At 43.3% G+C, this 19,400-nt stretch carries 18 protein-coding genes; 10 read left to right on the forward strand and 8 right to left on the reverse strand.

Translation table 11 applies throughout. From position 1 onward, the window contains the following. Positions 1 to 20: 20 nt before the first annotated feature. Positions 21 to 575 carry a flavodoxin family protein gene (locus F907_RS17220; RefSeq protein WP_005269623.1) on the reverse strand — a complete coding sequence of 185 codons (555 nt, stop codon included), beginning with the start codon at positions 573 to 575 and terminating at the stop codon, positions 21 to 23. Between the two features lie 117 nt (positions 576 to 692). Between F907_RS17220 and F907_RS17215 the strand changes: the two genes are divergently transcribed. Further along, positions 693 to 1,076, forward strand: coding sequence for a winged helix-turn-helix transcriptional regulator (locus tag F907_RS17215; protein ID WP_016651032.1), 384 nt, complete (start codon positions 693 to 695; stop codon positions 1,074 to 1,076). Between the two features lie 15 nt (positions 1,077 to 1,091). Then, positions 1,092 to 1,472: a VOC family protein gene (locus F907_RS17210; protein WP_016651033.1), complete on the forward strand. Its 381-nt coding sequence runs from the start codon at positions 1,092 to 1,094 to the stop codon at positions 1,470 to 1,472. A 9-nt stretch (positions 1,473 to 1,481) separates the two neighbouring features. Here the strand turns inward: F907_RS17210 and F907_RS17205 are convergent, their stop codons facing one another. From F907_RS17205 to lolA, 5 genes are all read right to left on the reverse strand, one after another. After that, positions 1,482 to 1,952, reverse strand: a complete 471-nt coding sequence (locus F907_RS17205) for a tRNA (cytidine(34)-2'-O)-methyltransferase (RefSeq protein WP_016651034.1) — start codon at positions 1,950 to 1,952, stop codon at positions 1,482 to 1,484. A gap of 108 nt (positions 1,953 to 2,060) precedes the next feature. After that, positions 2,061 to 3,434, reverse strand: coding sequence for a siroheme synthase CysG (gene cysG, locus F907_RS17200; protein WP_016651035.1), 1,374 nt, complete (start codon positions 3,432 to 3,434; stop codon positions 2,061 to 2,063). A 67-nt stretch (positions 3,435 to 3,501) separates the two neighbouring features. Next, complete coding sequence (serS, locus tag F907_RS17195) at positions 3,502 to 4,773, reverse strand: serine--tRNA ligase (RefSeq protein WP_016651036.1); 1,272 nt, start codon at positions 4,771 to 4,773, stop codon at positions 3,502 to 3,504. 118 nt (positions 4,774 to 4,891) lie between these two features. Continuing rightward, positions 4,892 to 5,656: an RsiV family protein gene (locus F907_RS17190; RefSeq protein WP_005243832.1), complete on the reverse strand. Its 765-nt coding sequence runs from the start codon at positions 5,654 to 5,656 to the stop codon at positions 4,892 to 4,894. Between the two features lie 125 nt (positions 5,657 to 5,781). After that, positions 5,782 to 6,480, reverse strand: coding sequence for an outer membrane lipoprotein periplasmic chaperone LolA (gene lolA / locus F907_RS17185; protein ID WP_016651037.1), 699 nt, complete (start codon positions 6,478 to 6,480; stop codon positions 5,782 to 5,784). A gap of 291 nt (positions 6,481 to 6,771) precedes the next feature. Here lolA and F907_RS17180 point away from each other — a divergent pair, with 291 nt between their 5' ends. Then, the gene (locus tag F907_RS17180; protein ID WP_016651038.1) at positions 6,772 to 7,635 is read left to right on the forward strand and encodes a pirin family protein; all 864 of its coding nucleotides are present in this window, start codon (positions 6,772 to 6,774) and stop codon (positions 7,633 to 7,635) included. Between the two features lie 74 nt (positions 7,636 to 7,709). Here the strand turns inward: F907_RS17180 and rpmA are convergent, their stop codons facing one another. After that, the gene (rpmA, locus tag F907_RS17175; RefSeq protein ID WP_004640422.1) at positions 7,710 to 7,964 is read right to left on the reverse strand and encodes a 50S ribosomal protein L27; all 255 of its coding nucleotides are present in this window, start codon (positions 7,962 to 7,964) and stop codon (positions 7,710 to 7,712) included. 18 nt (positions 7,965 to 7,982) lie between these two features. Continuing rightward, positions 7,983 to 8,294: a 50S ribosomal protein L21 gene (rplU, locus tag F907_RS17170; RefSeq protein ID WP_004652230.1), complete on the reverse strand. Its 312-nt coding sequence runs from the start codon at positions 8,292 to 8,294 to the stop codon at positions 7,983 to 7,985. Between the two features lie 448 nt (positions 8,295 to 8,742). On the opposite strand from rplU, the gene sdsA reads away from it, so the two are divergent. The 7 genes from sdsA (at position 8,743) to F907_RS17135 (ending at position 19,392) form a co-directional block, all read left to right on the forward strand. Next, positions 8,743 to 9,720, forward strand: a complete 978-nt coding sequence (gene sdsA / locus F907_RS17165; protein WP_005269593.1) for an All-trans-nonaprenyl-diphosphate synthase — start codon at positions 8,743 to 8,745, stop codon at positions 9,718 to 9,720. Positions 9,721 to 9,734: 14 nt separating this feature from the next. Further along, complete coding sequence (locus tag F907_RS17160) at positions 9,735 to 11,783, forward strand: site-specific recombinase (protein WP_016651040.1); 2,049 nt, start codon at positions 9,735 to 9,737, stop codon at positions 11,781 to 11,783. Positions 11,784 to 12,387: 604 nt separating this feature from the next. Further along, a complete protein-coding gene (locus tag F907_RS17155; RefSeq protein WP_016651041.1) occupies positions 12,388 to 13,038 on the forward strand; it encodes a phosphatase PAP2 family protein in 651 nt (216 codons plus the stop codon). Continuing rightward, positions 13,025 to 14,278 (forward strand): efflux RND transporter periplasmic adaptor subunit, encoded by a 1,254-nt coding sequence (locus tag F907_RS17150; RefSeq protein ID WP_005269587.1) that lies wholly within the window; start codon positions 13,025 to 13,027, stop codon positions 14,276 to 14,278. Before F907_RS17155 ends, F907_RS17150 begins: the two co-directional genes overlap by 14 nt. A gap of 12 nt (positions 14,279 to 14,290) precedes the next feature. Continuing rightward, entirely contained in the window at positions 14,291 to 17,464 is a 3,174-nt protein-coding gene (gene adeJ / locus F907_RS17145; protein WP_016651042.1) for a multidrug efflux RND transporter permease subunit AdeJ, read from the forward strand. Between the two features lie 5 nt (positions 17,465 to 17,469). Then, entirely contained in the window at positions 17,470 to 18,933 is a 1,464-nt protein-coding gene (gene adeK / locus F907_RS17140; protein WP_016651043.1) for a multidrug efflux RND transporter AdeIJK outer membrane channel subunit AdeK, read from the forward strand. A gap of 108 nt (positions 18,934 to 19,041) precedes the next feature. Next, positions 19,042 to 19,392 carry a YbjQ family protein gene (locus tag F907_RS17135; RefSeq protein WP_016651044.1) on the forward strand — a complete coding sequence of 117 codons (351 nt, stop codon included), beginning with the start codon at positions 19,042 to 19,044 and terminating at the stop codon, positions 19,390 to 19,392. Positions 19,393 to 19,400: the final 8 nt, after the last annotated feature.

Here is a 19,400-nt window from a genome sequence, read left to right on the forward strand (position 1 = left end):
CTTGTTTGTTGAGATAAAAATCAACCATGCAATTTTTCAACAATCGACTTCACACGTTTTGCATAAAGTTTCGCTGTTTCCAAGTCCCCTGTCGGAATCTCATCGGTACTCGCATCCGATGGTGACTGAACCAGTAATCCAACCGAGCCACCTAAGTTGTTTACATCTTCACGTTTCGCGTCTTTGGTATTGGCTGGTAATAATCCCAAACTCACCCAAATACCACCATGCTGAGAAGCCAAGGTTTGTAATTGAATCAAGGTCACTTGCTTATCACCATTCAAACTCGCACTGTTTGTAAAACCTGCAAAAACTTTATCTTGCCAGCCACGGGTAAACCAAATTTTTGAAGAAGCATCGGCAAATTTCTTAAACTGCCAAGGGGTTGCCGCCATATACGTCGGTGCGCCAAAAACAATACCCTGTGCATCATTCAAAGTCTGCCAGTCTTGCTCTGTGATCTCACCATTCTGATCAATTTCAATCAAAGCGGCATCAATTGCGCCTGCAAAAGTTTCAGCAACCACTTTGGTATGGCCATAGCCAGAGAAATATACAACCGCAATTTTTGTCATGGGATTATCCAAAATTTTTCAAAAGTTCGATTTAATGATATATTTTAGAAACTAGGTGTCAATTAGTTACCTATTGGTAACTACGGGCATCACATTGTAGAAATGAGGGTTGTCGCTATGAATCAGGCATTAAAATATGATATTTATCAACAACATTGTCCTGCTCGTTTATTTTTTGAAAAAATTGCAGACAAATGGGTTTTGTTGATTATCAATACACTCGCCCGAGATACCCAACACTTCAACTTACTTAAAAAGAGCATTCAAGGCATCTCTCCTAAAGTGCTTTCACAGAAGCTAAAAATGCTGGAACGTGATGGCTTTATTCAAAGACAAGTACAAGACACGGCACCGATTCGGGTGGATTATTCACTCACACCACTCGGTCTGGAAGTTGCAGAAATGGCGTACCAACTCAAAGATTGGGCTGAAAGTAACATCGAACAAGTGATTTACGCTCAACAACGTTTTGATACGATACAGGAACAACAATTCGAATAATTCCGTGAGGTGTGTATGTACCCACAGCCTTTGATTGCGGTGGCCGATGTCGAGAAAACCAGCCTGTGGTATCAAACCGTACTGGGTTTAAAGAGCGGACATGGTGGCAGAGAATATGAACAATTGCTGTTTGAGCAGCGCATGGTGCTGCAACTGCATCAATGGCAAGCCCATGATCACTCACATATCGGAGATCCGAAACGGGTGATGGGTAATGGCATTTTGCTTTGGTTTGAAAGCGCTCAATTTGATGAGATTGTACAGAATTTACAAACCCATCAAGTCGAAATTTTAGAAGGCCCCAAATACAATCCCAATGCACATCACCGAGAGATTTGGTTTAAAGATCTGAATGGTTATACGTTGGTTGTGGCCAACCCGTATGGTGATCTCTAAGCTGCGAAACTAGAGTTGTTTAAAACCCTGTTGTCGCCACGCTTCATAGACAATCACGGCAGTTGCATTCGAAAGGTTTAAGCTTCTTGAATTTTCAGCCATCGGCAAACGAATCCATTGTTCTTGCGGGAACATCAAACGCACCCGCTCTGGCAGACCACGGGTTTCAGGCCCCATTAACAAAGCAACTGGACGATTCAGATCAACCGTATGTGGTGTCGCTGTCCCTTTGGTGGTAAGCGGAAAGACATGCTCGACGCTTTTGGCTTTTAAGTCGGCAAGACAAAGTTCGATATTGTCCCAAATTTGCATTCTCGCCCACTCGTGGTAATCCAAACCTGCACGTTTCAACTTCTTATCATCCAGCTCAAAACCCAATGGTTTAACCAAATGTAGCTGCGCACCTGTATTGGCACATAAACGAATGATATTACCTGTATTCGCTGGAATCTCAGGCTCATATAGAACGACATGAATCACAAATTTTCTCTACTTTTAATAATCCCTCCTAGCCTCCCTTTGAAAAAGGGAGGAACTCCCCTCTTTAAAAAGAGGTGAGGAACGGTTATAGCTCCGCAAGGAGGGATTTTATTGCCATTTTAACTGTTCACGTAGACTCACCACTTCACCAATAATGGTTAAAGTCGGCGCTACGATCTGATGTTCAGATACTTTGGTTGCGATGTCCGCCAATGTACCCACCACCACTTTTTGCTCAGGGGTAGTACCTTTGGAAATTAAAGCCACAGGCATGCTTGGACGCTGGCCATGAGCTATCAATTGCTCACAAATACGTTCCAAACCGACCAGCCCCATATAAAGAACTAAAGTTTGGTTTTCATAGACCAGTTCATTCCAAGGTAACTCAGGTGAGCCTTCTTTTAAATGCCCTGTCAGGAAACGTACACTTTGCGCATAGTCACGATGGGTCAGTGGAATACCCGCATAAGCCGAACAACCTGAAGCTGCGGTAATTCCCGGCACCACTTGGAACGTCACATTGGCTTCCACCAACTCTTGAATTTCTTCTCCACCACGTCCAAAGATAAAGGGGTCGCCGCCTTTTAAGCGACAAACACGTTTACCTTGCTGCGCATAATCTACCAATAAGGCGTTGATACCATCTTGTGGAACAGAGTGATTAGAACGTGCTTTACCCACATAAATCTTTTCAGCATCTCGGCGACACAAATCTAGAATCGGTGCTGACACCAAGCGGTCATAAATCACCACATCGGCTTGTTGCATCAAACGTAAGGCTTTTAAAGTCAGCAATTCTGGATCACCCGGCCCAGCTCCCACCAAATACACCTCACCTTTCGGCGCAGTCCATTCTGTTAAAGCCTGCTCAATCAGATCATTAGCTACATCGATATTGTCATTGAAAACCTGTTCTTTCAGCGGACTGGCATACAGGTTTTCCCAGAAGATACGACGCTCATCTGGATTGACAATTTTGGCTTTGACTTGCTTACGCCACTGGCCTGAAAACTCAGCCAATTTGCCCATGCCATGCGGCACAATGGTTTCAATCTGAGTGCGTAGCTGTCTGGATAACACGGGTGATGCGCCATTAGAAGCCACCGAAATCACCAAGGGTGAGCGATCAATAATCGCAGGCACCATAAAGCGACAATGCGGAATATCATCAACACTATTCACCAGCAGATTACGCTGTTCACATTGTTCAAATACGCTTTTATTGACTTCGGGCTGATCTGTTGCAGCAATCACCAAGCGATAAGGCGTTGCCAAAACGGTTTCAGAAAAAGGCGCTTGAATATATTGCCCTGTCGATTGCTCAACCAGTTGGCGTAATTCAGGAAGGATCTCTGGTGCAATCACATCGACGATTGCACCAGCTTTGACGAGCAGGCTTGCTTTGCGGTAGGCAATATGCCCACCACCCACAATCAGACCACGTTGCTGCTGCAACTTTAAAGAGATTGGGAAAATTTCCACGTGACGCCTCTATATTTTCAATCTGACTGAGCTCAAGCAAAAACTATGCACACATTCGATGCAAAGTTTAGTCGATATAGCTAACACCGCCCATATATGGACGTAAAACTTCTGGAATCTCGATTGAACCATCAGCACGTTGATAGTTTTCCATCACCGCAAGCAAGGTACGACCAACTGCCAAACCTGAACCATTCAAGGTATGCACCATTTCAACCTTCTTCTGATCGACACGGTAGCGTGCTTTCATACGGCGTGCTTGGAAATCGCCCATATTAGAGCAGCTTGAAATTTCACGATAAGTATCTTGGCTCGGCACCCAGACTTCTAGGTCATAAGTTTTAACCGCACCGAAGCCCATATCACCACCACAGAGCAAAATCTTACGGTACGGTAAGCCTAATGCCTGCAAAATACCCTCTGCATGTGCAGTCAATTCTTCAAGTGCCTGCATAGAGTGCTCTGGTTTTACGATTTGCACCATTTCAACCTTGTCGAATTGGTGTTGGCGAATCAAACCACGGGTATCACGACCATAAGAACCCGCTTCACTGCGGAAACATGGCGTATGTGCTGAATATTTCAGTGGTAAACGATCCGCATCAATAATTTCGTCACGAACGAAGTTGGTCACTGGCACTTCAGCCGTTGGAATCAGGTAATACTCTTTTTCACCTTGTAGCTTGAATAAGTCTTCTTCAAACTTAGGCAGTTGACCTGTACCACGTAAGCTGTCTGCATTGACTAAATACGGCACATACGCTTCGGTATAGCCATTTTTAAGCGTATGTGTATCGAGCATGAACTGAGCCAAAGCACGTTGTAAACGCGCCAAAGGACCTTTCAAGACACTGAAACGTGAGCCTGTTAATTTGGTCGCAGTTTCAAACTCCAGACCACCCATCATTTCACCAAGGTCGGTATGATCTTTGATCTCGAAATCAAATTGACGTGGTGTGCCCCATTTTAAGATTTCAAGGTTATCACTTTCATCTTTACCAAAGGGAACAGATTCATCTGGCAAGTTTGGAATCGCCAATGATTTTTGCTCAAGCTCAGCTTGCAACTCAGCCAAAGCCACTTCTGCAGCTTTGATCTCATCACCAATGGCCGCCATACGCGCCATGATCTCAGAAGCATCTCCACCCGACTTTTTGATTTGACCGACTTGTTTCGCACCCGCATTACGCTCAGCTTGCAAGTTTTCAGCTTTGGATTGCAAATCTTTACGGCGAGCTTCTAAATCAGCCCACTCTTGCACATTTAGCTGAATACCACGTTTTGCCAAAGCAGCGTTGACTGCTTCGATATTATTTCTAAGTAATTTTGGGTCGATCATAATCAATCATGAATAGAGAAAAAAACTGGCTATAGTGTAAGGCTTTAACCTAAAAAAATACAGCGATTGGCAACAAAGTCTCAGCATCTACACCTGAGATGTAGATGCTGGAGAAGAACTAGTTTGGATCTTTAGGCAGGCTCGGTAAATATTCCGCCTTCACAAACTGTTTGGCAGCATAATATGGCAACGTCAATTCACTCATGCCTTCAGCATAGGACGCAAGTTCATACAGCGGATAGACAAATACGATACCATTCACACCATAATAATAGTTATCGCTGACCTGTAGTTGCTCTTTCTTAATGCTATGGTCTTCGAGCCAGTTTTGATTGGATGCATACAGCTCATCGCGTAGCTTAGTATTCATATCAGGCTTGAGTAACTCACTGACCGTAATATGTTTTTTATTGCTCAAATCAAAATTCACAAACTCTTGATGTGACATACCATGTGCCGCCCCCGCAGAATAGGAATAAGTCTGGATCGCAAAAGTCGCTAGATTATAGTTTTGCCCAATAAAACGCACATAAGTACTGCTTTCACTCTGCGATGGCTCATCCGCTGGAACTTTTACTTTTTGATCCGCAATATTGGAAAATGCATTCGGCTCGGCCTTTTTCATCCGGTTTACGAAATAGTCATCAATCCATTTCTGATTGGTTTCAACCGTTTGTAAATCATAAGTGGTACAGCCATCCTCCAAACATACTTTTTGTTTTGGCAGTTTAACCGCCACGACTTTTGCATGAATCAATGGAATATCCACTTTTTCCGTTGTCGCTGAACTGTCCTTTTTGGGTTGGCAACCCGCGAGTGCAACAACTGTCAGAATTGGGAGCAGTGGAATCATTTTTGATAATTGTGAAGTCTTCATCGTCATGCAAGTCTCTGATGTTTTTCTTCACTATACAAAGCCTTGTCCAGAGATGAAATTAAAAAATGTATCCAAGATTCGCTCATAAAAAAAAGCCGCAACAGTTGCGACTTTTTTTATGAAGCAATCGATTACTGATCAATAATATCGGTGCCTTTAGGTGGGGTAAAATTAAACACAGAAGCTGGAATCGGCTGATTCACTTTCAGATTGCTAAAACGTACATAAGTGGTTTGACCCAAAGAATCCTGTAATACCATCAAGTTTGGTGCTTTATTCGCCCCGAAACTAATAGTCAGACTTTGGAAAGCCCCATCTTCCTGCTTTGGATATAAGGTGTAATACAACTTGGTGCGGTCCGGCTGAGTCACTCGATATGACTGCATGATCTGATTGGTATTACCTGACAACAACAAGGCAGGCGTATTGGCAATTTGGTCATCTAAGCTTTGACGTACTGCTTGCTGTAAGTCTGGATCATAAATCCACACCACTTTACCCGTAGTCACAATGGTTTGTTTTGCTGGACTCGTGGTCTCCCAATAGAACTTCCCGGGACGTTCAACTTTCATGGTCCCTTTAAAAGCCTGATTCATATGTTGAGCAGTTAAGCCCTTTTTTTGTACTGCTTTATTACTGGTTGCCACTTTTGTGGTTTGTTCAAAATCTGCAGTGAATCGTTGCAAGCCAGATAGCTGTTGAACCAAACTGGTCGTGGCTTGCTGAGCCGATGCAGCGACTGGTGCAGCGAATACCTGACTACTCACAACAGGAGCAAGTGTCATTGCACTTAACGTTGCAGCATAAGCCATTTTTTTTACGAAATTCATAAAAACAACCTTCTATCAGATTTCTACTGGTATGACGACATCTTACTGTTTTTGATCATTAAAAAAATGAAGAAAAGCAATGGTTTTGTGTAATTCGTGTCGCAAAGTTCTGCATTATGTATGAAGTTACAGCCTTTATGTAGAGATTGTAAGAACGAAAATTAACTTTTCGACCATTCACCAACGGCATTCGTCAATGTCCGATCAGGGAAAATTATTGATCAGGTCTCATCTGGACGAACCATCAACATTTGCTAAGCTAAAAGCCAATGATTTTAACCTGTATCATTCATGAAAAGTCTTGCCTTTATTCACCGTAATGACACTCGATTTGCGATTGGTGATTTTTATCCAGCCCTTTCCGTGTTTTCTTATCAAGAGCTGGGCAATACCACCTCCCCCTTTTTATTGCTAGATCACCTAGGGCCAGGACGCTTGGCACCTAAAAGTACTAAAAAAGGCGTGAATGAACATCCACACCGCGGCTTTGAAACCGTGACCTTTGTGTTTGCGGGTGAACTACAACACCAAGACTCAACCGGGCAAGGCGGAATCATCGGACAAGGTGATGTGCAATGGATGACCGCAGCCTCTGGCATTCAGCACACAGAACATTTTAGCCCCGCCTTTCGTGAACGGGGCGGATACTTTGAAATGCTGCAATTGTGGGTCAACCTTCCCGCAAAAGATAAGATGTCTGCACCGCGTTATCAAAGTTTATTGAATAACACCATCCCTAAAGTACCACTCGAACAAGATGCAGGCTATGTGCGGGTTGTGGCGGGACAGTTTCAAAATATTCAGGGCATAGCCCAGACATTTAGCCCGATGCAGGTCTTAGACGTTCATTTAAATAAAGGTCATCCGTTAATACTTCCTGCCCAGCATGGCGACAGCACTTTAATTTATCTCCGTAAAGGTAAGCTTCAATTCACTAAACATGAAGACATCTTGCAAGAACAAGCCTTAGCGGTGATGTCCAGCTTTGATACCAATGTTGCGATTACGGCATTAGAAGATTGTGATCTATTATTTTTATCTGCGCCACCCTTGCAGGAGCCGATCAATGGACATGGCTTTTTTGTGATGAACAGTTATGCGGAAATTTTACAGGCCTATGAGGATTTAAAAAGCGGGGCTTTTGGGAAATCTTAAAACCAATCCATACTGCAAAAATCCAGTACATATAAAAAAACCCGCTAAAAGCGGGTTTTTCGAACTATTAAAACTTAAGCTTCAACAGTTACATAGCGACGGCCAAATTGACCTTTCACTTCAAATTTTACTACGCCGTCAGCAGTAGCAAATAAAGTATGGTCACGGCCCATACCAACATTTGCACCAGCGTGGAATTCTGTACCACGTTGACGAACGATGATGTTACCAGCAGTTACAGTTTGACCACCGTAAACTTTAACACCTAACATCTTAGGATTCGAATCACGACCGTTCTTCGTCGATCCACCGGCTTTTTTAGTTGCCATGTCTATTTACTCCTCGTATTAGCCTGCGATACCAGTAATTTTCAACTCGGTAAACCATTGACGGTGACCTTGTTGCTTACGGTAATGTTTACGACGACGCATTTTGATGATGCGGATTTTGTCGTGACGACCATGGCCAACTACTTCTGCAGTTACTTTTGCGCCAGCTACAACTGGAGCACCGATTTGAATGTTGTCACCGTTAACAACCATTAATACGTCATCAAACGTAATAGTCGCGCCAGTTTCAGCTTTCAATAATTCTACTTTAAGGGTTTCACCCTCAACAACACGGTGCTGTTTACCACCGCTTTGGATTACTGCGTACATAATGTACTCCAACTTGCCCGTGTCGTCGTGCCGATAAAGGGATATACCGATCTTAAGACGAACGCCACTGGGGTTATACAAGGGGACAAATTTTAAGTGAAAATTGATCAAACAACAAGTGATTTTACATAAACATATGGATATTGATAACTTGCTTGGATTTTTCAGCAAAATCAATTAGATTGATGACGAACTGTTTTGATTGCTTCTGATCAAGATTTGAAATACATTTTTAAAAACAAATTGCAACGATAACAAGCTGTGTTTTTACAACGCCATAATTAAAGTGATGGTATTCGGTGGGAAACGCTCTTTTCTGTCTAAATTAAGACCAAAAAACTCACCATCGTGTCTTAAATGACGGATTACACAGTCTGTATAACTGTTAAGTGGTCGATTAATTGATACACTTGGCAACATTACCCACCTATACGAGGTTTTTCTTCATATGGTTATCGATTTTAAGCAAGACATTCTCTCCCCTGTTGCGACAGATTTTGCTGCGATGGATCGCCTCATTAATGAAGGAATTAGCTCTAAAGTCGGTTTAGTGATGAGTGTCAGCAAACATGTCGTAGAAGCAGGCGGTAAACGTATGCGTCCGATCATGTGCCTACTCGCTGCGCGTGCCTGCGGTCTAGCCAATATGCAACAAGCACAACACTTGGCAGCCGTGATTGAAATGCTGCATACCGCAACCTTGGTGCATGACGATGTCGTAGATGAATCGAGCCTACGTCGTGGCCGCCCCACTGCAAATGCAACCTGGAACAACCAGACTGCTGTTTTAGTGGGTGACTTCCTGATTTCAAGAGCTTTTGATTTATTGGTCGATTTAAATAATATGACCTTATTAAAAGACTTTTCAACGGGAACCTGTGAAATTGCAGAAGGTGAAGTCTTACAGCTGCAATCTCAGCACCAGCCAGAAACCACTGAAGAAACCTATTTAAGAATTATCCATGGTAAAACCTCCCGTCTATTTGAGCTCGCCACAGAAGGCGCAGCAATTTTGGCAGGAACGGAAGAATATCGTGAACCTTTGCGTCGCTTCGCAGGTCATTTTGGTAATGCCTTTCAAATTATTGACGATATTTTAGATTACACCTCTGATGCAGAAACATTAGGTAAAAATATTGGTGATGATTTAATGGAAGGCAAACCGACTTTACCGTTAATTTCAGCATTAGCTCATTCAACTGGTGATGATCACGAAATCATTCGTCGTAGTATTGCAACGGGTGGCGTGGAGCATTTAGATAAAGTGATTGAAATTGTTCATCACTCAGGTGGCCTAGATTACTGTCAAAAACGTGCACAACAAGAAACGGATGCCGCTTTAGAGGCGTTAAAAGCGCTACCAGATAATGAATATCGCCAAGCACTGATCAATTTGACTTTAATGGCTTTACATCGACTACAATAATTTTCTGACTGTCTATGCAATTAACTGTATCTGATCTTTTTTTAAAAATGCAGGAACAGCTTGACCAACCTCAAGCTGTTCTTGACGAACAACTGCTGATTGAACTGGTCAATCGGATACGCCCAAAAAATTCCAATGATGCAGATGAAGTCAAACAACGTATTCATGCGTTGATCAAAATATTATTACTGACCCCAACATCGGCAATTCTCGTACAGAATTTTTTGCTTAAACTGATCAGCCAATATAAACAGATTAGTTTATATGCCGATAGCGGCATTCTCTCGCTGGATGGCTTCTGGAATCAGCTAGGACAACGTTTAGGCGCACACTTCCTTCCTTTAGTCGAAGATGGCCAACAGCTCAAAACCTTGATTGGAAAAGTCTTTCATCAGGAAAATGACAGTGAATGGCTTGATCTGATTGAGAATCGGGACTGGATTACGCTCTTTAACCTGTTAGGTGAAAGTCAAAGCAATACCACTGAAAAGCAGATTTCAAAGAATGAGCTAATTAAAGCCATTACTGTATTATCCTATCGAATCAGCGGGATTGGCCTCTATCCTGAATTTATTAATGCACAACCCGACATTACTGAATATGAATCCCCTTTTCTGGTACAAAACCGAGAAATTGTAGAGTTCATTGAAAAATATAAGAAACAGATTGATGACCAAGATGCAGTTGCCGTTTTACCGCCACCAGATGCCTCTCAAGCCTTTGTGATGCTGGATCAATGCCGCGAAGTCGTGCTGAAAATTCGCCGCGCCACCAAGCGGATTGGTGTCAGTATCAGCCTGACTTATTTATTGTCGCTGCTAGAGCAAGCCATTGACCGCATCGAACTGCTACTGACGTTATTAGCCAGTAAAAATGATGCACGCTATACCGCCTTGGGTAAACTCATTACAGACTTAACCAAAGCCCACTATAATGAAAAAAGTGTCCGTCATTTACTCACCTCAACCAGTGAGTTAATTGCCTTACAGGTGACGGAAAATGCCAGTAAAACGGGTGAACATTACGTAAGTACAGACAAATCGGGCTTCTTTGGCATGTACAAAGCAGCGGCTGGTGCCGGTGCGATTATTGCCACCATGGCAACGCTCAAGATTTTAACGGCGCGTTTGGTACTGGCGCCGTTTGGTCATGCTTTTTTATACAGTATGAACTATGCGCTTGGTTTTATGCTGATTCATGTACTGCACTTTACCGTTGCTACCAAGCAGCCTGCCATGACTGCAGCCGCGCTGGCTTCAACCGTACAGCAGCAAAAAGGTAGCAAAACCGCACAAATTGCAGAACTGGCCGCCTTGATTATTAATATTATACGAACCCAGTTTATTGCCATTTTAGGCAATATCTCGATTGCCATACCGACTGCGGCATTAATTACCTATTTATGGCAATACAATTTGGGTGAACCTTTACTCAATCATGCCAAATCAGCCACACTCTTACACAGCCTGAATCCATTCACCTCTTTAGCTGTTCCACATGCAGCAATTGCGGGTGTCTGCTTATTCTTCTCTGGCCTGATTGCAGGTTATTTCGATAACTTGGCGGTCTACCGTAAAGTCGGCCCTCGCTTAAAACAGCATCGAAGCCTAAAACGCTGGATGGGGCAAAAACGTTTAGACAAATTTGCCAATTATATCGAAACCAATCTCGGGGCATTGGCTGGTAACTTCCTGTTCGGGATTATGCTTGGCAGTATGGGAACCATCGGATTCATCTTAGGCTTGCCTTTAGATATTCGTCACATCGCCTTTGCTTCAGCGAACTTCATTCAAGGTTTAATGACCATTGGCAGCCCTGACATCGGTTTAATTTTAGTCTCGTTCCTTGGCGTGATGCTGATTGGTTTAACCAACTTATTTGTTAGCTTTACCCTGACCATTATTGTTGCACTTCGTGCACGACGAGTTCGCTTTGCACAGTGGAAACCTTTAGCAAAATTAGTAACTACGCATTTCCTCACTCGGCCAAGTGATTTTTTCTGGCCTCCAAAACAACCCGTCGAAGTTGAAGAGCAAGGCAAAAACAGCCCGACATCCCACTAAGCTTGTACAGAAAAATCATCAAAGTACAAGTCTAACATTTGAACTATTTTTGCGTATAATCAGCCAACCAAAAATAGTTTAAATGGGTTGGTATTCCCTGCGTCTATTCTTCAATAGACCACTTCTCAGCCATGGTATCGCCTTTGATCAGGAGATACTATGACCTCAACGCATAAGTATCTCAAGCTAAATAGAGAGATCTAAATTATGCCGATTTATTTTCAAATCCCTATGGTCAGCAACTTGAGACTGTCCATGCATAAACAGCACTTCATTTCTAAATGCTGTACTTAAATCCCAAAAGCCGATATAAATCTATATGTTCTGATCTGGCTGAATTACTTTTTTAGAAGGTTCTCTAGAAGACTAACTAGAGTATTCATGATAGAAAATTATGTTGAACAGAAGCTGTTTTAACACATGAAAAGATCAAATTAAAAATGAGATATACATCAAATTTTGTTATGTTTTTTTACTGCCTCTTAAAAAAACATAGAAATGAAATTATCATAAAATTTCAAGACTTGACCAAAAGTGTACTCGCGAGTACACTTTCAAACACTCAACAACCCTGAACATTGGTTAAGCAAAAAATGAGTAGCGGATGCCGTACCTATTGCTTTGTATTGGTTGCTTTTTTTTAGGACTCGGTGTGATTGGATTAATCAATTCCAACGCATCAACTTTAGACCTTTTTAGTGTTCAAGCTTTTTTTGAACACCGTTCATTTACGCTTAATCATGTAACAATTCTGCTTTCTCGACTCGGTGGGATGCCTTTTTTACTATTTTTAACTACATTTTTGTGTCTTTACCAAACTTGGATTAAAAATTATAAGAATGTGATATTTATCTCTTTTAGTGTGAGTGGCAGTATTGTGATTGGTTGGCTTCTGAAATGGGGCATTGATCGACCAAGACCAATGGAGTTTTATCACTTGGTTCAAAGTTATGGCGCATCCTTCCCAAGTGCCCATAGCCTTTATGCTGCAACCCTTGCGAGTTTAGCCATGTTGTTGTGTCAACAATATAAACATCGCAACAGTGTCATTTTAGTATCTACTTTATGGTTTATCTTCATGGGGATATCTAGAGTTTACGCGGGGGTTCACTACCCAACTGACGTACTTGCCGGTTGGGGAATTGGGTTGATTTGGACTTCGTTGCTTTGGTTTTGGCTGTATCAAAGCACTTTCAGCAACAATTTGTTTTTAGATAAAAAATCTAAATTGAGGTGGAATAATGATGTCGGCTAAGCTTTGGGCTCCTGCCCTCACTGCTTGCGCATTAGCAACAAGCATTGCGCTTGTTGGTTGTAGCAAAGACCCTAAAAATGCACAGCAAGCTGCTGCTGCCCAAAAAATGCCGCCTCCAGAAGTGGGTGTCATTGTCGCTCAACCACAAAGTGTTGAACAGAACGTCGAACTGTCAGGGCGAACCTCAGCATACCAAGTCTCGGAAGTTCGTCCACAAACAGGTGGCGTGATCTTAAAACGATTATTTGCTGAAGGTAGTTACGTTCAAGCAGGTCAAGCGCTTTATCAAATTGACGCCAATACTAACCGTGCCACAGCAGACAATGCTCGTGCAACCTTATTGCGTCAACAAGCAAACTTAAATGCATTACGCGTGAAAGAAGGTCGTTATCGTCAACTGGTTGGAACCAATGCGGTTTCTAAACAAGAATATGATGATATCAATGCGCAAGTGAAATTGGCTGAAGCTGATGTTGCAGCATCTGAAGCAGCATTGAAAAATGCAGAAATTACTTTAGGTTACTCAACAGTTCGCGCGCCAATCTCAGGCCAGTCTAGCCGTTCTTCGGTAACACCGGGTGCATTGGTCACTGCCAATCAAGCAGATCCGTTGGTCACGATTCAACAACTTGATCCAATCTATGTTGATATCAACCAATCGAGTGCTGAATTACTGCGTCTACGCCAACAGTTAAGCAAAGGCAGTTTAAACAACAGTAACAATACCCGTGTCAAAATCACGCTTGAAGATGGTTCAGAATATCCAGTTGAAGGTCAATTGGCCTTCTCTGACGCAAGTGTGAACCCTGATACAGGTACAGTGACATTACGTGCAGTGTTCTCGAATCCAAACCACTTGCTCTTACCAGGGATGTATGCAACGGCTAAAATCTCACAAGGAATTTTGCCAAATGCATATCTGATTCCACAGGCAGCCGTATCACGCTTACCGACAGGTCAAGCCGTTGCTTTAGTGGTCAATGCCAAAGGTACGATTGAGACACGTCCAATCACAACCGTAGGTGTAAAAGGTCAAGACTGGATTGTAACTGATGGCTTACAGGCTGGTGATAAGGTTGTTGTTGATGGTGTTGCCAAGGTGAAAGAAGGACAAGAAGTGTCTGCCAAACCTTATCAACCAAAAGCAGCTGAAGGTCAAAATACAGCGCCAAAAGCAGCTGAACAACAAAAACAAGCCAATTCACCAAAAGCTGAACAAAAAGCAACTGCAGAAGCTTAAGGGGTAGATTGCATGGCTCAATTTTTTATCCATCGCCCAATCTTTGCCTGGGTGATTGCACTGGTCATTATGTTGGCGGGTATTATCACGCTTACAAAAATGCCTGTTGCACAATATCCAACAATTGCTCCCCCCACGGTAACAATCTCTGCAACCTACCCTGGGGCATCTGCTCAAACTGTTGAAAATACCGTTACCCAGATCATTGAACAACAAATGAATGGTTTGGATGGTTTACGTTATATTTCTTCAAACAGTGCAGGTAATGGTCAAGCATCGATTAACCTAAACTTCGAACAAGGTGTTGATCCAGATATCGCCCAAGTTCAGGTTCAAAACAAACTGCAATCAGCAACAGCACTTTTACCTGCTGACGTGCAACGTCAAGGGGTCAAGGTAACCAAGTCTGGCGCAAGTTTCTTACAGGTTATTGCATTCTACTCTCCAGACAACAGCCTATCTGCGTCTGACATTAAAGACTATGTGAACTCAAATATTTCTGAGCCACTGAGTCGTGTTGCAGGTGTAGGTGAACTTCAAGTGTTTGGTGGTTCATATGCAATGCGTATCTGGTTAGATCCAGCAAAGCTCACTAGCTTTAACCTAACACCAAATGATGTTGCAACAGCCATTCGTGCCCAAAACTCCCAAGTTGCGGTGGGTCAGCTCGGTGGTGCGCCATCGACTGCGGGTCAAGTACTCAATGCAACCGTGAATGCACAAACCATGTTGCAAACACCAGAACAGTTTAAAAACATCTTCCTGAAAAATACGTCAGGTGGTGCTCAAGTTCGCTTGGGTGATGTTGCGCGTGTAGAATTGGGTTCTGATAACTATCAATTTGACTCGAAGTTTAATGGTAGCCCAGCAGGTGGTGTGGCCATCAAACTGGCAACGGGTGCCAACGCATTGGATACTGCAGCTGCAGTTGAAAAACGTTTATCTGAGTTACGTCATAACTATCCAAGCGGTTTAAAAGACAAGCTGGCCTATGACACCACACCATTTATTCGTCTTTCGATTGAAAGTGTTGTACACACCCTGATCGAAGCGGTGGTCTTGGTATTTATCGTCATGTTCCTGTTCTTGCAGAACTGGCGTGCAACCATTATCCCAACACTTGCTGTCCCTGTCGTTGTATTGGGTACCTTTGCCGTGATCAATATTTTCGGCTTCTCAATCAACACCCTCACCATGTTCGCAATGGTACTTGCTATCGGTCTCTTGGTGGATGATGCCATCGTTGTGGTCGAAAACGTTGAACGAGTGATGCAGGAAGAACATCTGGAACCTGTGCCTGCGACTGAAAAGTCGATGAGTCAGATTTCGGGTGCCTTAGTCGGGATTACCAGTGTGTTAACCGCGGTATTCGTACCGATGGCATTCTTTAGTGGAACCACTGGGGTCATTTACCGTCAATTCTCGATCACGCTGGTTACCGCGATGATCCTGTCTTTGATCGTAGCATTGACCTTTACCCCTGCCCTGTGTGCAACCTTGTTAAAACAACACGATCCAAACAAGCAAGAAAGCAACAACATTTTTGCGCGTTTCTTCCGTTGGTTTAACCGTAGCTTTGAAAAACTTTCAGAGAAATACCAAGGCGGTGTCAATCGTATGACCCACCACAAGTTATTCTCTGGCGTGCTTTATATTGTTGTGATTGCGGCCTTGGTTGGCATCTACAAGATGTTGCCATCTTCGTTCTTGCCAGAAGAAGACCAAGGTGTGGTGATGACATTGGTTCAATTACCGCCGAGCGCCAGCTTGGAACGAACCGATAAAGTCATTGATACCATGACTGGCTATTTCTTGAATAAGGAAAAAGAAAATGTAGAGTCAATCTTTACAGTTGCTGGTTTCTCATTCACAGGGGTAGGTCAAAACGCGGGTCTTGCCTTTATTAAATTAAAAGACTGGAGCGAGCGTACTTCACCTGAATCACAGATCGGTGCCATCATTCAACGTGGTATGGCATTGAACATGATTGTGAAAGATGCGTCTTACATCATGCCTTTACAATTACCAGCAATGCCTGAATTGGGCGTGGCTTCTGGTTTTGATATCCAGTTAAAAGATGTCAGCGGTCAAGGGCATGCAAAACTGATTGCTGCACGTAATGCGGTATTAGGTATGGCATCTCAGGACAAACGTCTTGCAGGTGTACGTCCAAATGGTCAAGAAGATACGCCGCAGTACCAGATCACCATTGACCAAGCGCAAGCAGGTGCAATGGGTGTCAGTATTGCAGATATTAACAGCACCATGAGCATGGCTTGGGGTGGTTCGTATATCAATGACTTCGTTGACCGTGGTCGTGTGAAAAAAGTTTATGTCCAAGGTGAGGCGGATACTCGCATGATGCCTGAAGACTTGAACAAGTGGTATGTTCGTAACAACAAAGGCGAAATGGTGCCGTTCTCTGGCTTTGCCAAAGGTGAATGGACTTATGGTTCACCTCGCCTAGAACGTTATAACGGCGTATCATCTGTCAACATTCAAGGTACTCCAGCACCGGGCGTCAGCTCTGGTGATGCAATGTTGGCGATGGAAGAAATCATTGGCAAGTTACCATCAATGGGCTTAGCAGGTTTCGACTACGAATGGACAGGTTTATCTTTAGAAGAGCGTGATTCTGGTAGCCAAACAGCGCCACTATTGGTTCTTTCACTCTTAATCGTGTTCTTGTGCCTTGCAGCACTCTATGAAAGCTGGTCAGTCCCTGTTTCTGTATTACTGGTTGTACCTTTAGGTATCGTCGGTGCATTTACATTGACATGGTTAGGCATGATTATTAAAGGTGATCCAAACTTATCCTTTAACATTTACTTCCAGGTTGCGATTGTTGCCGTAATTGGTCTATCTGCGAAGAATGCGATCTTGATCGTCGAATTTGCGAAAGAATTACAGGAACAAGGCGAAGAGCTATTTGAAGCAACCTTGCATGCTGCGAAAATGCGTCTACGTCCAATCATCATGACCACACTTGCATTCGGTTTCGGTGTTTTACCACTTGCGCTTGCAAGCGGTGCTGGCGCAGGTAGCCAACACTCAGTCGGTTATGGTGTACTGGGTGGTGTAATTTCTTCAACACTTTTAGGTATTTTCTTCATCCCTGTATTCTTCGTGTGGATTCGTAGTATCTTTAAGTACAAACCTAAAACTTTAAATACTCAGGAGCATTGATCGTGATGCAAACTGTATGGTCTATTTCCAGTCGTGGCATTGCAATCTCTGCACTCGCGCTCTCTTTGGCTGCCTGCCAAAGTATGCGCGGGCCAGAGCCTGTTGTAAGCTCAGACATTCCGGATAGCTACGCGTCTTACGGTAATGCTTCTGGAACATCAATCGCAGAACAAGGTTACAAAGATTTCTTTGCCGACCAACGTTTACTGCAAGTGATTGATCTAGCGCTTGCCAATAACCGTGATTTACGTACTGCTGCTTTGAACATTCAAAAAGCACAACAGCAATATCAAATCTCGGAAAACAACCAGTTGCCAACGATTGGCGCAAGTGGTAGTGCGGTTCGTCAGGTCTCTCCTTCGGTTAACCCAAACAATCCATACTCTACCTATCAAGTGGGCTTAGGCTTAACGTCATATGAATTGGATTTTTGGGGTCGTGTACGTAGCTTGAAAGATGCTGCTTTAGATAGCTATCTTGCAACGCAAAGCTCACGCGATGCAACGCAGATCAGTTTAATCAGCCAAGTCACTCAAGCATGGTTAAACTACTCATACGCAAACGCGCAATTGAAATTGGCGGATCAAACGCTAAAAGCTCAACAAGACTCGTTTAACTTGAACAAGAAACGTTTTGATGTGGGTATTGATAGCGAAATCCCTGTACGTCAGGCTCAGATTTCGGTTGAAACGGCACGTAATGATGTCGCGAACTACAAAACTCAAGTTGCTCAAGCACAAAACTTGTTGAACTTGCTTGTTGGTCAGCCAGTTCCTCAGAACTTGCTCCCTCAACAACAAGTGGCGCGTATTACACAGCAAAGCGTGTTTAGTGCGGGTTTACCAAGTGACTTGCTCAACAACCGCCCAGATGTGAAAGCATCTGAATACCAGTTAAGTGCTGCGGGTGCGAATATTGGCGCTGCTAAAGCACAGCTCTTCCCAACCATCAGCCTGACAGGTTCTGCTGGTTATGCATCAACTGACTTGAGTGATCTGTTCAAAGCTGGCAATGGTGCCTGGTCTATTGGCCCAAGCCTGAATATCCCAATCTTTGACTGGGGTACACGTAAGGCAAATATCAAAATCTCTGAAACCGATCAGAAAATTGCACTGGCTAACTATGAAAAATCAGTTCAATCAGCTTTCCGTGAAGTGAATGATGCTTTGGCGACGCGTGCCAACATTGGCGACCGTTTAACCGCTCAACGTCGTTTGGTAGATGCCACCAATACCACTTATAAACTTTCAAATGCCCGCTTCCGTGCTGGTATTGATAGCTATTTAACAGTATTGGATGCACAACGCTCTGCTTATTCAGCTGAACAAGGTTTGCTGTTATTACAACAAGCCAACCTCAACAACCAAGTTGAACTGTACAAAACTTTAGGCGGTGGTCTCAAAGCGTCTACCAGTGAAACGGTAACGCATCAGCCATCTAGCTCTGAACAACATTACGCAAAAAAATAATTTCATTTTTTGCGGATAAAAAAGCTCACTTCGGTGAGCTTTTTTGTTGCAACCATTGCCAATATTTCTTATCTTCAAAAGCAATAGATTGATGATTTTGAAAATACAATGTTACTAAGCAGTTTAGAATCCGTACCCGGCCATGAAATTTTACGTCAGCTTGATGTGGTTTATGGCAGCACCGTTCGCAGTAAACATGTCGGCCGTGACCTGATGGCAGGTTTAAAAAACATCGTGGGTGGTGAATTGACAGGTTATACCGAACTGCTGGAGGAATCACGTCAAGAAGCCACACAACGTATGATTGACAAGGCTCAAGCTTTGGGCGCGAATGCCATTGTCGGGATTCGCTTTTCAACTTCAAATATTGCCCAAGGCGCCTCTGAACTCTTTGTCTACGGTACCGCTGTGGTAGTGCAGCCAGTTGCCCCTAAATTGCCTGATCCATTTGATGCATAGGCAACGAC

This window comes from Acinetobacter colistiniresistens (genome assembly GCF_000413935.1).
GTDB classification, from domain to species: Bacteria; Pseudomonadota; Gammaproteobacteria; order Pseudomonadales; family Moraxellaceae; genus Acinetobacter; species Acinetobacter colistiniresistens.

Excerpts from the sequence above, each read along its gene's own strand:
- F907_RS17220 (WP_005269623.1), bottom strand. The coding sequence starts at position 575 with ATGACAAAAATTGCGGTTGTATATTTCTCTGGCTATGGCCATACCAAA.
- F907_RS17215 (WP_016651032.1), top strand. The coding sequence starts at position 693 with ATGAATCAGGCATTAAAATATGATATTTATCAACAACATTGTCCTGCT.
- F907_RS17210 (WP_016651033.1), top strand. The coding sequence starts at position 1,092 with ATGTACCCACAGCCTTTGATTGCGGTGGCCGATGTCGAGAAAACCAGC.
- serS (WP_016651036.1), bottom strand. The coding sequence starts at position 4,773 with ATGATCGACCCAAAATTACTTAGAAATAATATCGAAGCAGTCAACGCT.
- F907_RS17190 (WP_005243832.1), bottom strand. The coding sequence starts at position 5,656 with ATGACGATGAAGACTTCACAATTATCAAAAATGATTCCACTGCTCCCA.
- lolA (WP_016651037.1), bottom strand. The coding sequence starts at position 6,480 with ATGAATTTCGTAAAAAAAATGGCTTATGCTGCAACGTTAAGTGCAATG.
- F907_RS17180 (WP_016651038.1), top strand. The coding sequence starts at position 6,772 with ATGAAAAGTCTTGCCTTTATTCACCGTAATGACACTCGATTTGCGATT.
- rpmA (WP_004640422.1), bottom strand. The coding sequence starts at position 7,964 with ATGGCAACTAAAAAAGCCGGTGGATCGACGAAGAACGGTCGTGATTCG.
- rplU (WP_004652230.1), bottom strand. The coding sequence starts at position 8,294 with ATGTACGCAGTAATCCAAAGCGGTGGTAAACAGCACCGTGTTGTTGAG.
- sdsA (WP_005269593.1), top strand. The coding sequence starts at position 8,743 with ATGGTTATCGATTTTAAGCAAGACATTCTCTCCCCTGTTGCGACAGAT.
- F907_RS17160 (WP_016651040.1), top strand. The coding sequence starts at position 9,735 with ATGCAATTAACTGTATCTGATCTTTTTTTAAAAATGCAGGAACAGCTT.
- F907_RS17155 (WP_016651041.1), top strand. The coding sequence starts at position 12,388 with ATGCCGTACCTATTGCTTTGTATTGGTTGCTTTTTTTTAGGACTCGGT.
- F907_RS17150 (WP_005269587.1), top strand. The coding sequence starts at position 13,025 with ATGATGTCGGCTAAGCTTTGGGCTCCTGCCCTCACTGCTTGCGCATTA.
- adeJ (WP_016651042.1), top strand. The coding sequence starts at position 14,291 with ATGGCTCAATTTTTTATCCATCGCCCAATCTTTGCCTGGGTGATTGCA.
- adeK (WP_016651043.1), top strand. The coding sequence starts at position 17,470 with ATGCAAACTGTATGGTCTATTTCCAGTCGTGGCATTGCAATCTCTGCA.
- F907_RS17135 (WP_016651044.1), top strand. The coding sequence starts at position 19,042 with ATGTTACTAAGCAGTTTAGAATCCGTACCCGGCCATGAAATTTTACGT.